Origin of the sequence: Bradyrhizobium sp. AZCC 1693, from assembly GCF_036924745.1 — a bacterium.
In the GTDB taxonomy this organism is placed as follows: Bacteria; Pseudomonadota; Alphaproteobacteria; order Rhizobiales; family Xanthobacteraceae; genus Bradyrhizobium.
In genome coordinates, this window is sequence record NZ_JAZHSD010000001.1 from 5,775,647 (window position 1) to 5,788,102 (window position 12,456).

At 62.2% G+C, this 12,456-nt stretch carries 11 protein-coding genes and 1 tRNA gene; 11 read left to right on the forward strand and 1 reads right to left on the reverse strand.

What is annotated here, in order from left to right; all coding sequences use genetic code 11:
- The first annotated feature begins 3 nt into the window (after positions 1 to 3).
- The 5 genes from V1293_RS27335 to V1293_RS27355 all read left to right on the forward strand — a co-directional run bounded on the left by V1293_RS27335 (position 4) and on the right by V1293_RS27355 (position 3,281).
- A complete protein-coding gene (locus tag V1293_RS27335) occupies positions 4 to 468 on the forward strand; it encodes an arsenate-mycothiol transferase ArsC (protein ID WP_334513788.1) in 465 nt (154 codons plus the stop codon).
- A 105-nt stretch (positions 469 to 573) separates the two neighbouring features.
- On the forward strand, positions 574 to 1,986 hold the full coding sequence (locus V1293_RS27340; RefSeq protein ID WP_334513789.1) for an amidase: 1,413 nt from the start codon (positions 574 to 576) through the stop codon (positions 1,984 to 1,986).
- 273 nt (positions 1,987 to 2,259) lie between these two features.
- Entirely contained in the window at positions 2,260 to 2,883 is a 624-nt protein-coding gene (locus V1293_RS27345; protein WP_334513790.1) for a Maf-like protein, read from the forward strand.
- A complete protein-coding gene (gene yacG, locus V1293_RS27350; protein WP_334513791.1) occupies positions 2,873 to 3,067 on the forward strand; it encodes a DNA gyrase inhibitor YacG in 195 nt (64 codons plus the stop codon). The genes V1293_RS27345 and yacG overlap by 11 nt, the downstream gene beginning before the upstream one ends.
- Before the next feature lie 138 nt (positions 3,068 to 3,205).
- Positions 3,206 to 3,281 (forward strand) — tRNA-Phe (locus V1293_RS27355).
- A gap of 288 nt (positions 3,282 to 3,569) precedes the next feature.
- On the opposite strand, the gene V1293_RS27360 is transcribed toward V1293_RS27355, so the two are convergent.
- A complete protein-coding gene (locus V1293_RS27360; RefSeq protein WP_334513793.1) occupies positions 3,570 to 4,121 on the reverse strand; it encodes a TetR/AcrR family transcriptional regulator in 552 nt (183 codons plus the stop codon).
- A gap of 130 nt (positions 4,122 to 4,251) precedes the next feature.
- Between V1293_RS27360 and V1293_RS27365 the strand changes: the two genes are divergently transcribed.
- From V1293_RS27365 to V1293_RS27390, 6 genes are all read left to right on the forward strand, one after another.
- Positions 4,252 to 5,106 carry an oxidoreductase gene (locus V1293_RS27365; protein ID WP_334513795.1) on the forward strand — a complete coding sequence of 285 codons (855 nt, stop codon included), beginning with the start codon at positions 4,252 to 4,254 and terminating at the stop codon, positions 5,104 to 5,106.
- A gap of 73 nt (positions 5,107 to 5,179) precedes the next feature.
- Positions 5,180 to 6,184, forward strand: coding sequence for an NADP-dependent oxidoreductase (locus V1293_RS27370; protein ID WP_334513797.1), 1,005 nt, complete (start codon positions 5,180 to 5,182; stop codon positions 6,182 to 6,184).
- Between the two features lie 80 nt (positions 6,185 to 6,264).
- Complete coding sequence (locus tag V1293_RS27375) at positions 6,265 to 7,047, forward strand: SDR family oxidoreductase (protein WP_334516929.1); 783 nt, start codon at positions 6,265 to 6,267, stop codon at positions 7,045 to 7,047.
- A 386-nt stretch (positions 7,048 to 7,433) separates the two neighbouring features.
- A complete protein-coding gene (locus V1293_RS27380) occupies positions 7,434 to 8,591 on the forward strand; it encodes a TAXI family TRAP transporter solute-binding subunit (RefSeq protein ID WP_334513799.1) in 1,158 nt (385 codons plus the stop codon).
- 20 nt (positions 8,592 to 8,611) lie between these two features.
- The gene (locus V1293_RS27385) at positions 8,612 to 9,235 is read left to right on the forward strand and encodes a hypothetical protein (RefSeq protein ID WP_334513800.1); all 624 of its coding nucleotides are present in this window, start codon (positions 8,612 to 8,614) and stop codon (positions 9,233 to 9,235) included.
- Positions 9,236 to 9,715: 480 nt separating this feature from the next.
- Complete coding sequence (locus tag V1293_RS27390) at positions 9,716 to 12,322, forward strand: bifunctional diguanylate cyclase/phosphodiesterase (RefSeq protein WP_334513801.1); 2,607 nt, start codon at positions 9,716 to 9,718, stop codon at positions 12,320 to 12,322.
- The last annotated feature ends 134 nt before the right edge of the window (positions 12,323 to 12,456 follow it).

The following is a 12,456-nucleotide window of genomic DNA, read 5'->3' on the forward strand; positions in this document are numbered from 1 at the left end:
CGCATGGATGCGCCCCGCGCGCGCAATCCGCAGGCCGTGCTGTTCGCATGCGGGCTGAACAGCGTGCGTTCGCCGATGGCGGCGAGCCTGCTGCAGCATATGTTCCCGCGGGCGCTCTACGTAAAATCCGCCGGCGTCAGGAAGGGCGAGCTTGATCCGTTCGCGGTCGCCGTGATGGCCGAGCTCGGCCAGGATATTTCCGACCACAAGCCCACGACGTTCGAGGAGCTCGAGGACTGGGAAGGGCTCAATTTCGATCTCATCATTACGCTGTCGCCGGAAGCCCATCACAAGGCGCTGGAGCTGACGCGCACGATGGCCGCCGATGTCGAATACTGGCCGACGCCTGATCCGACCGGCATGGAAGGCAACCGCGAGCAGAAGCTTGCCGCCTATCGCGAGGTCTGCGATGGGCTGTCGATGCGCATCCGCCGCAGGTTTGCCAAGGCGGGTGCGGCGAACGAGTGACCAACTGGTCCAACCCGTCGACATCCGACAGGTGCGGTACTACGCTGATCGGCGGGCGGGAACGTTGCGCGCGATTTCGTGGCGCATGTCATGTTGGAGCAAGCGATGAGCGAGATCTGGCAACTCCCGGCCACTGAACTGGCGCAGCGCATTGCACGCCGGCAACTGAGTTCGGTTGAAGTGGTGAATGCCCATCTGGCGCGCATCGATGCGGTGAACCCGGCGCTCAATGCCGTGGTGCGCGTGCTGGCCGACGAGGCCCGCGCTTCTGCCGTGAAGGCCGACCAGCGGCAGGCCGCCGGCGAAACCATTGGCCCGCTGCATGGCGTGCCGTTCACGGTGAAGGAAAACATCGACATGGCCGGCCTGCCCACGACCTGGGGCGTGCCCGCGCTGGCCAATGCGGTGGCTCCAGTGGATGCGCCGGTCGTCGAACGCATGCGCGCCGCCGGCGCCATACCGATCGCCCGCACCAATCTGCCTGACATGGCGCTGCGCGTGCACACCGACAGTTCGCTGCACGGCCTGACGCGAAATCCCTGGCATCCGGGGCGCACCGCAGGCGGCTCGAGCGGCGGCGAGGCCGCGGCGTTGGCCAGCGGCATGAGTCCGATCGGCCTCGGCAACGACATCGGCGGCTCGCTGCGAAATCCCGCGAACGCCTGCGGCATCACTTCCATCCGTCCATCCGCCGGCCGCGTCCCCGATGCGGGCTTTGTGCCGGCCGAAGACCGGTTGCTGGCGGTGCAACTGATGAACGTGCAGGGGCCGATGGCGCGCCGCGTGGCGGATGTGCGCCTCGGCCTGCGTGTCCTGATGGGCGCGCATCCGCGCGATCCCTGGTCGATCGACGCCCCGTTCGAGGGACCGGCGCTGGCGCGACCGGTTCGCGTGGCTGTGCTGCCCGAGCCGCCCGGCGGCGGCACCGATCCAAAGCTGGCGGCTGTGGTGCGACGGGCCGCACAGGCGCTGGCCGATGCCGGCTATGTCGTGGAGGAAGCCTGCCCGCCGCGTTACGAAGACGCGATCGGCTGCTGGGCGCGCCTGATCATGGGTGATTTCGGCTCGGTGCTGAATTTGTTGTCCCCGATGATGGGCGCGGACGCGATGGCTTTCCTGAACAACTTCAATGAGGGCATACCGCCTTTGGCCGACGCGACGTCATGGTCGCAATTGATGACTGAGCGCGACGGCATCGCGCGGGCATGGTCGACCTTCATGGCCGACCGGCCATTGCTGCTGTCGCCGACCTGGACGCAATTGCCGTTCGAGCATGGTTTTGATGCGGCGACCCCGGCCGGATCGGCTGCGACCAAGGAGCTGATGCGCCCGGTGGTCCCGGCCAACCTGCTCGGGCTGCCTTCGGCCTGCGTGCCGGCCGGGCGCGACGAGGCGACCGGGTTGCCGGTCGGCGTGCTGATTACCGGGCCGCGGTTGCGCGATGATCTGTGCCTTGAAGCGGCCGAGGCCATCGAGGCCCGTTTGGGTGTCGCTACGCCGATCGACCCGGTGCGCTGAGTGTCGCCGTGGCGAACGCGGTGACAAACACCCGCGGTCGTCCCTGCGAAAGCAGGAACCTATACGCCGCGGCCGAGCGACTTTAGGAAGTGCTAATCGCCGACTGTCGTTTCAATCACGCCGGCCTGTGGTTATGGGCCCCTGCGTTCGCAGGGGCGACGAAAGATTGGTAGTTGCTTCAATCACTTGTTCCCCGGTTGTGGAATGGAGTGCCTTCCGATAGGTTCCGCGCGCGCATCCCCATCCGAATCCTTTTCCCGCGACAAACCCAGCATGCTTGGCCGCCCCAAAATCGTTCTCGCTTCCGGTTCGCCGCGACGGCTCAGCCTGCTCAACCAGGCCGGCATCGAGCCCGACGCGCTGCGGCCGGCCGATGTCGACGAAACCCCGAAGCGGGGCGAGCTGCCGCGCGCCTGCGCCAATCGCCTCGCCCGCGCCAAGGCGGATGCGGCGCTGAAATCCGTCCAGCTCGACGACGAGCTGCGCGGAGCCTTCATCCTCGCCGCCGATACGGTGGTCGCGGTCGGCCGCCGCATTCTCCCCAAGGCCAATCTGGTGGATGAAGCCGCGCAGTGCCTGCGGCTGCTGTCGGGGCGCAATCACCGCGTCTACACGGCCATTTGCCTGGTGACTCCGAAGGAGGCGTTCCGCCAGCGCCTGATCGAAACCCGCGTGCGCTTCAAGCGCTTGAGCGAGGACGACATCCAGGCCTATATCGGCTCCGGCGAATGGCGCGGCAAAGCCGGCGGCTACGCCGTGCAGGGCATCGCGGGATCGTTCGTGGTCAAGATGGTCGGCTCCTACACCAACGTCGTCGGCCTGCCGCTCTACGAATCGGTCACGCTATTGGGCGGCGAGGGCTTTCCGATCCGCTTCGGCTGGCTCAATGCCAGCTAAGCCCCCCCAAGCCGCCGGGGAATCGAAGGGTGGATCAAAACCCTGCCCGGAATGCGGCAAGCCGGCGAGCCCGGCCACAGCGCCGTTCTGCTCCCCGCGCTGCCGGGACGTCGACCTGAACCGCTGGTTATCCGGCAAGTACGTCATACCCGGCCGCGACACCGACCCCGAAGACGCCGAATAGGCGTGTTCTGCCAATAATTTGGGGATGGGTACGAAATCGGGCCGCGCCCAGCGAACCCGAAGGCGAAGCTGGGTGGACAGGTGCGTCCGACCTCTCTATAAACCGCCCGCTCGCTAAGGCCTTTGGGCTCGCGGGTATGCCCAGGTAGCTCAGTTGGTAGAGCATGCGACTGAAAATCGCAGTGTCGGTGGTTCGATCCCGCCCCTGGGCACCATTAACTCAGCACCACTACATCCCAAAAAACCCGCCGCGCGAAGTCTTGCCGCAGCGTAGCCCGCAGGGCGAAGCCGGGTGGTTCGATCCCGCCCCTGGGCACCACGCCATTTGCCTAAGCCATTGCGCCGCGGGCTCTTTGTGACGCAACTCCCACAGCTTTGAACAGCGGGGCGCCACCTGCGTTTAATCGTCGTGACAAATCGTTTATCGACCAGGATCGGACAGGCGATGCGCACCGCATGTATCAGGCGCACTGCATCACGATCCGTCCGGCTGCGCTGCGAGATCAGCGCTCCAGCTTTTTCCTGGTCGAGCGAAGGATATCGTCCGACAGCTTGGGATCGTTCACGGCGCGGGCGAGTACGAGCGCCCCGACCAGAGAGGCGAGGGTCGCGAGCGCCTCCTCATCGCGCTGGCGTTGCCTGATCCCGGAGCCCATTCGGTCACTCAGCCAGCCGGCCATTCCCCTCACCCCGGCTGTGAATCGCTCTCGCAGGCCTCGGCTCTGGCGTGGGATCTCACAACACAAAGCGGCAAAAGGGCAGCCGCTTCCGGGCTGGTCGCGATGCGCCGCCGAGAGGTATTCTGAAACGTAGTCGCCGAGAGTAGACCCCTCACGCAGTTCCTGTCCTTTGGCGACTATCGCGTCGGCGATCGCTTCTTCGACAAGCCGCTCCTTGGAACCGAACTGACTGTAGAGGCTGCCGTGCGTCATCCCGGCCGCTTCGGTCAGTGCGTCAACGCCTACACCGGAGATGCCGCGCTCGCGCATGAGGCGGGAGGCGGTCTTGAGAATTCGGTCGCGGTTTTCAGCCGCCTTTTCCTTGGAAACGCGCATGCCGCCGATCTTAAGCCAGAGAGGGCTCTTGACAAGTATAATTACGATCGTCATCTTAATTAATAATTACGATCGTAACTAAAAGATCCGCTGAAGCAGAGCCGCCGTCCGGCGTCATCAGGAGAAGTAGATGGCCAAGCCCAAAGGGAAAGTTGCGCTCGTGACAGGCGCCTCGTCAGGCATCGGCGAAGCCACGGCGGAGCGGCTCGCGAAAGCTGGCTACAAGGTCTACGGCACCAGCAGACGAGGAGCCCAAGCAGGCAAGCGATCGTTCGAGATGCTGCCGCTCGACGTGACCAGTGATGAATCCGTGGAAGCCGCTGTCAGCGAAGTGATGCGGCGAGACGGCCGCATCGATCTGCTCGTGAACAATGCCGGCTTCGGTGTTGCCCCTGCCGGAGCGGAAGAGAGCTCGATCGATCAGGCCCGATCGATCTTCGAGACGAACTTTTTTGGACTGATCCGGATGACGCGCGCCGTCGTGCCTCACATGCGACGCCAAGGGAGTGGGCGCATCATCAACATCGGCTCCGTCCTTGGCTTTCTGCCGATGCCGTATGGCGCGCTCTATGCCGCAACCAAGCACGCGGTGGAAGGTTATTCGGAATCGCTCGACCATGAACTGCGCACGAGGGGGATCCGGGTCTCGGTCATCGAGCCTGCGTACACGAAGACGCCATTCGACGCGAACTTCATGGAGCCGGATGCCAGGCTCGACGAGTACCGCGAGGCCCGTGCGGGCGTGAACACGAGGGTGCAAGAGGTGATGGCAACTGCCGAACCGCCAGGTGTCGTCGCCGACACCGTGCTAACAGCGGCCAACGCGGCGCGCCCGAAGGTCCGATACGCGGCCGGCAGGCTCGCGAAGCGGCTGCGCTTTCTTCGCAGATTTGCGCCTGCTGGCCTGGTGGACGCGGGGATTCGAAAGGACCTGCGGCTTGATGCCAACCGCGTCGCAGCCTCCCGCCCCGTGCGAGCTTTCTGATGGGCGGCGGCCAGTGCAAGCGCCGACTGCCGTCATCACAGCCAAGACCCGCAAATCTCCGACACAGGGACACATGAGAGCACTCGTCTTAAAGCGTTATGGCAGACCAGATCAGGTCGCGTTCGTTGATACGCCGCGGCCAGTGCCCAGACCGGACGAGATTCTCGTTCAGGTCCACGCGGCTGGTTTGAATCCTATCGACAACATGATTCCGAAAGGAATGTTCAAGCCCATCCTCCGGCTTCAGCTACCGGCCACGCTGGGCAGCGATCTGGCCGGTGTCGTGGTGGAGGTGGGAAGTCGCGTGACCCGCTTCAAGCCGGGCGATGCCGTCTTCGCCAGCATCTTCGACCTGAGCGGCACGGGCGCTCTCGCTGAGTTCGCACTTGTGCCTGAGAGCGCCGCCGCGCTCAAGCCGGCAAATCTGGACTTCGTGCAAGCAGCCTCGATCCCGATGGTCGGACTGACGTCGTGGCAGGCGCTCAAGGAGCGTGCACGCCTTAAGCCCGGCCAAAAAGTGTTCATCCCCGCAGGTGCCGGCGGCATCGGCACATTCGCGATCCAGTTCGCAAAGTACCTCGGAGCAAAGGTGGGGACGACAACAAGTACGGGAAACGTGGATCTGGTGCGGAGCCTCGGAGCCGATGAGGTGATCGATTACAAGAAGCAGCAATTTGAGGAAGTGCTGCAGGACTATGATGCCGTGCTGGGCACAGTCAGGGGCGATGCGATCGAGAAATCCCTTCAGATATTGAAGCCCGGGAGCACCGTCGTCTCGCTCATCGGACCACCGGACGCTGCATTCGCTCGCGCCCGAGGCATGAACTTTTTCATGGTGTTCGTGTTCGGGTTGCTGAGCCGCAAGATAATTCGCCACGCCAGGAAACGCGGCACCGCGTATTCGTTCCTGTTCGTGCATCCAGACGGTAGCCAGCTCGCGGAGATCGGTGAGCTTCTCAAGGCGGGGCGCATCCGGCCGATGATCGACAAGGCATTTCCATTCGAGCAGGTGAAGGAGGCGCTCGCTTATCTCGAGAAGGGGCGGGCCAAGGGGAAAGTCGTTGTCCAGATGAGGTAACGGTGTCGACCGAGCAGGCCGCAACGCCGTTGTAAGCGGGAGGATATCCGATGCCGCAAGATCACATTAAAGCACGCAACATGACTCAATACGAAAAACGCGAAACCCAACCTTCCGTCCAGGGCGTTGCGCTCATTGTCGGGGGCGGCCCGGGCATCAGCTCAAGTTGCGCCAGGTTGTTCGCGAAAAACGGCATGCGTGTCGCCGTCGCCGCCAGGAATCCGGAAAAGGCGGTCCTTGAGGCTCTCGAGAAGATGCATGGCGTACGCCGATACGCCTGCGATGCAAGCGAACCGGCGGCTGTGGAGCAGCTGTTCGGGAATGTCGTTCGAGACATCGGGACGCCGAGGCTTGTCGTGCATAACATCGATGGCCGTGTTCCCGGTATTTTGCGCAAGAACGTTATCGAAGCTGACCCGGGCATGGTGTTCGAGACACTTCGAAGCGCGGCGTTCAGCGCGTTTCTGATAGGTCAGCAGGCCGCCCGGCTCATGCTCGGAAACGAACCCGACGCCAACGGCGCGAAAGGAACGATCATCTTCACGAACGCCAGCGCAGCACTCAAAGGCTTCCCATCGAGCGGTGCCTTTGCAATGGCATGTCATGCCAAGTCCGGTCTGGCGCAGAGCATGGCAAGGGAACTGATGCCGCAGGGTATCCACGTCGCGAATGTGCCGATCGACGCCGCGATCGGCTGGACCCAGGAGGACGGGACCCGCGCGCACCGGTTGGCCGGAACGACTGTCGACGACAACATGGCCGACCCCGACCATATCGCCGAAACCTATCTGCAACTGCATCGCCAGCATCGATCGACATGGGCGTTCGAAGTCGTGCTCCGGCCGTGGGTCGAGAAATGGTGACTGGTTTGGGTGGTGCCCATCCCGCATATCGCTTCGCGCATGCAGGCTACTTGCTGGCTATCTGGAATCCAGAATGGCGCATTTGGCGCGTAGCCGACACAGCTGCTGTTTCAGCTGACTTCGGCTTTTGACCTTTTGGGGCTGATGTCAGCTTGACCCATAACGGATGCGGACCGTTGGCCGCAGGCATCCCCGACAAAGGAACGCCGCTGGTCCAGGCGCGTTGGAAAAGCGAAGCAAATCCATTCCGCCGGTCGTGCTTCTGACCTGGCGGGTATGTGTCGGCTCAAGCTTTTCGCTGATGGTGAGCGAACGTCACGCCCAGAAGGCTGGTCTATCGAACAGGTGTGACAATGAGGGCCTGCGGAGCGGTGCGGGTCGGTTTGTTGACCGCATTCATTGCAGTGGGTTGGCTCGGCCAGCAGGTCCAAGGGGCCCTCGCCGAGACCCGACCATCCGTTTCTTCGAGTGAACCCGCCAAAGTGCCCGCGCCGAAGGAAAGCCCTCCCAGGAAGGAAGCGGGAGTAGCTGCGAGCCCGTACACCGCGGGATTGGTAACCGGTCCGCCGCAAAGCACCGAGTTCGCCATAGCTCAAGACATTGCGACCACGTTGGCAAGCGGCCAGGAGACCGGTCCTCGCGGCGAGGTCGCATTGCGGGTGCTGCCAATGGTGGGAAACGGTGGCATCCGCAACATCCTGGATGTGCTTACGCTAGCAGGTGCCGACATAGCGATCGCGCCTGTCGTCCTGGTAGACCGGCTCCGGGAGACAAGGACGATCGCAGACATCCAGAACAAGCTCGTCTACATCACCCCGCTCTTTGTCGAAGAGTTCCATCTCCTCGCGCGGCCTGAGATCAGGAGCCTGGCAGATCTTGAGGGAAAGAGTGTGAATCTCGGCGAAGAAGGCAGTGCTGCCGCTGTGCTTGGCCGTGAGGTTCTCAACCGTCTGGAGGTGAAGATCAGCGAGTTGAACCTGGGGCTGGACGCCGCGCTGGATGGGATGAAGAAGGGGGAAATCTCCGCCAGCCTGCTGGTTTCGGGAAAACCGGTCGACGTCCTGGCCCGCTACGCGCAAGCTGATGGCATTCACTTGCTGCCGATTCCCTATTCCAAAGCACTGCAGCAAGATTATCTGCCATCGACCTTCCGCCGCGAGGATTACCCAAACATCATTGGGACCGGTGATAGCGTCGACACGATCGCGATTAAATGCGCTCTCTTCGCTTACAACTGGCCGACCCGTAGCGAGCGGTTTCAGCTCCTGGAATTGTTTGTCGACACGCTGTTCTCGCGGTTTCCTGAATTTCTCGGCGACGCTCACCATCCCAAATGGCGAGAGGTGAATTTGCAGGAGGTGCTCCCTGGTTGGCGGCGATTTCGACCGGCAGAGCGCTGGCTGCAGCGGCAATCGGGCGGAGAGGCCGCGCTTCGCAAGGCGTTCGGCCGGTTCCTCGAGCAGAAGCGACCCAGCAATCCGCCGGACCGCGAAGAGTTGTTCCAGGACTTCATGCGGTGGCGAGAACGCAAGCAGGGCAGGTGAGCAAAGATTGGGAGAGCACGATGCGCAATGCGCTGGTGACCGTAGCTCTAGTCGCCTTGCTCGGATTGTTCGCCGACGTGAGGCAGCCCGCCGCCCAATTTGGCGCCCCCCAGTTTGGTCAGCCGCAGCTTGGCCAACCCCAGTTTGGTCAGCCCCAATTTGGTCCAGCCCAACCCGCGGCGCCGCAGGTGCTCGCGCCGACCAGGGTGCAAACGGCCGACAAGGTTGGAAAAGCCAAAACAGCCGCTCGCAGAGGCAAAGCGCCTAGGAAGCACCACGTCGTTCGTCCGCCTCCAAATCAGCGGAAGATTGCCGAAAAGAACGGATACAAGCGCGTTAGCGACCTCGTGAACTTCCCAAAGTTCTTTCCCAGCCTGGGCATCCTCTTTGTCAAGCCCGAAACTTTGCCGCTCGGACCATTCCTGTGCTTCGACCGAAAGGATCACTTGATGGCGACCGTGTATATGGTTCCGACAAGAGACATCGACGATCGCAAGCTATTGGAGGCGCCGGGGTTCGCTGGCGCAGCGGTTGACCACGTCAGCCTCTACTTCAACCCGGGTCACCCCGGAGTGGACGTGCCGCATTACCACGTCGTGATCTGGCATGTGACCAGGAAGGAGGAAGCGCGTGTTGCGAAATGACGCGCGCAACGTACGCCTAGTGGCGGTTAGACATCAGCAAGCGTAGCCCGGATGAGCGAAGCGACATCCGGGTTTTAGCTAGTCCACTCCCCGCATATCGCTTCGCTCATGCAGGCTACTCGCTCGTCGGCTGCGCCGACCATAGGTCCCGCACCCAAACATGCTGGTCAGCAATATGCAGATCGGCCAAGGCTCAGGATCGCAGCTATCTCCGTGATCTTACGGGGCTTTAAACATAAACCTTGAGCCTGTGCGAAACCAAAACTTAAGGCTGCCGACCCTACGTTCCCAGGATTGCAAGCTCTCGGCAGTGCCCGGCCGCGCGCCCCGCGGACCTCGGGCGGTTCAGGCGGGATAGTTGATGTCATATTTGACGGCGTTGCGATGCTCCGAGAGCGTCACTCTGCGGTTCCGGCCTGCGCGGAGTAGGGCGCCGTGATTCACGTCCGCAGATTGGTCCGCAAGGCCGCAAAGACAATCTTGCGAAATGCTCCGCTGCAGATCGCGCTGTTCTTCTTGCCGCTGGTGTGGGCCGGCTACTTTGCGATCACGTCTTCGGAACGGGCGGAAGCGCTGCAACAGGCGCGGGCGCACGGAAACAGTGTCGCCGAATTGTTTGAGGAAAATACCGAGCGGATATTCGAAAGGGTAGATCAGTCACTGGTGGTCGCGCGCGCGCTTTACGCACAGGATCCGGCCGCCTTCAGCCTGAAATTCTGGGCCGAGAAGGCGCAGATGGCCAGCGGCGACGTGGTTCAGTTCGCGCTGATCGGACCGGACGGCTATTTGATCGATACGACCGCCGGCTACTCCGGCCCACCAATGTATCTCGGGGACCGCGAGCACTTCATCAAGGCGATGGAGCTGACCGAAGATCGGCTCTATGTTGCAAAGCCGGTGCTCGGGCGGGCGTCGAACAAATGGACCATCCAGCTCGCAAGAAAGCTGTTCGACCGCGGGAAAAATCCGGCGGGCGTCGTTATCGGCTCGATCAGTGTGGACGTGATCGGCAGGTTCTACGACACCGCAAAGCTCGGTATCGGTGGAACCCTCGTTCTCAGAAATGCCGATTACATCGTGCTCGCCGCGCGGGGAATAGACCAAGGCGCGGTGCTGGGACAGCGCAGTCCGGGCCACGTTGAAGGCGAGTTACGGGACGGCTTCTATAGCCAATACTGGAATTGGAGCGGGAGCGAAGGTCGCCCGAACCGGAGCGACAGGTTGGTCACCGCGCGCAGATCGAGCGCTTTTCCGCTGATCTTTACAGCCGGCATTTCTGAGCAGGAGATCTATTCGCGCGCTCAAGCCAGGCAGAAAATCTATCTTAGCGGAGCGCTGCTGCTCACCTTCATCATCCTGATGGCGACCGCGCTCCACTGGCGAAGACAGAAGGCTCTCGACGTCGCACAGCGCGAACTGCGCGACTCCGTGAGCAAGTTCGAGGACGCGCTGCGAAACCTGCCGCAAGGGCTGAGCATGTTCGATGGTCAGGATCGCCTGATCGCGTTCAATCGACAATGGCTCGATGCCTATGAGCTTTCGCCGGAGGACGTCCGGATCGGCATGAATTTCCGGGAGGTGTTTGCAAAGCAGGAGGCCGTGCGCGATCTCGACGCCTATCTGGCTGACCTGAACGACCGGCTCGCCAAATCGGAGCAGACCTCGAACACGGTGCAGTTTCCGGACGGGCGCGTCATCTATATTTCCTATGGACGGCGCGAGAGCGGTGGCTGGGTTGCGACGCATGAAGACATCACCGAACGCAAGGCCTCCGAGGACCGGATCGAGAGGCTGGCTCACTATGACAGCCTGACCGGCCTTGCGAATCGTAATCTGTTCAAGGGGTCCCTTGACGAAGCGCTGGACAAGTATCTTCTGCACCATGCGCCGTTCGCCGTGCTCCTGCTGGATCTCGACAAGTTCAAGTCCGTCAACGACGCGCTCGGCCACCAATGCGGCGATGCGCTTCTCAAGCAGGTCGCTGGTCGAATCAAGGCGCAGACGCGGGACGTCGATACGGCGGCCCGGATCGGCGGTGACGAGTTTGCGCTGATTGCGGTGCCGGGGCCGTCCGCGCCGCAGGACGACGCCGCAACACTCGCCGCGCGGCTGGTCCAGGCAATTGCCGAACCCTATGAAATAGACGGCCACCCGGTCGTGATCGGATGCAGCATCGGTGTCGCCGTGGTGCCCGAGCATGGCACGCGCGTCGATGAAATTCTTCGCAATGCCGATCTTGCGCTCTACAAGTCGAAGAATGCCGGTCGAAATTGTTTCCATCTCTACTCGCCAGAGCTCAAGGCCGAAGCCGACCAGCGCGACATCCTTGAAATCGAGCTTCGCGAGGCGATCTGGCGCGAAGAGATCGAGGTCTTCTATCAGCCCGTGTTCGAGCTCTCCAGGGGCCGCGCGACGTCGGTTGAGGCCCTGGCGCGCTGGCGCCACAAGACCAGAGGCTTGATCTCTCCCGCTGAATTCATTCCGCTTGCGGAAGAGGGGGGACTGATCGTCGAGCTCGGCAATCTGGTGCTCGCCAAGGCGTGTCGCCATGCCGTGATGCTGCCGGATGATATCAAGGTTGCGGTCAACCTGTCTGCGCTGCAATTTGCGGGCGGCAATCTCGTCGATTCCGTGATGGCCGCGTTGGCAGACAGCGGACTTGCCGAGACACGGCTGGAGCTCGAGATCACCGAGAGCGTCTTTCTGGCTGACAGCCAGGAAAATCTCAAGACGCTCGAACACCTGAAGCGGCTTGGCGTTTCCATAGCGCTCGACGATTTCGGCGTCGGCTATTCGTCACTGTCCTATCTGACCGCTTTTCCGTTCAACAAGGTCAAGATCGACAAGTCCTTCATCGACAGGATCGGTCGATCCGAGACCGTTGCCGTCCTTGGATCGATCGTCCAGCTTGCGAAGACGTTGAACCTTTCGATCGTCGCTGAAGGCGTCGAGACATACGAACAGGTCGAAAAGATCCGCTCGCTCGGAATTGCCCTGGGCCAGGGTTATTACTTCAGCAAGCCCGTGCCGTTCGGCGAGTTGCTGCTGCAAGTCCTTTCCGAGAGCGACCGGCAAGCCGTAGCCTAGCCCTGCTGCCGGCTGATTTGCCTGAAGCGCAAGCGTAGATTGCCGCTCGCGGGTGCGACCCATTGGCACGACGGGCAAATCAGCAAAAGCTGTCCAGCCCTATCCGAAAAAATATTCCGTTTATGCCGCGAGAA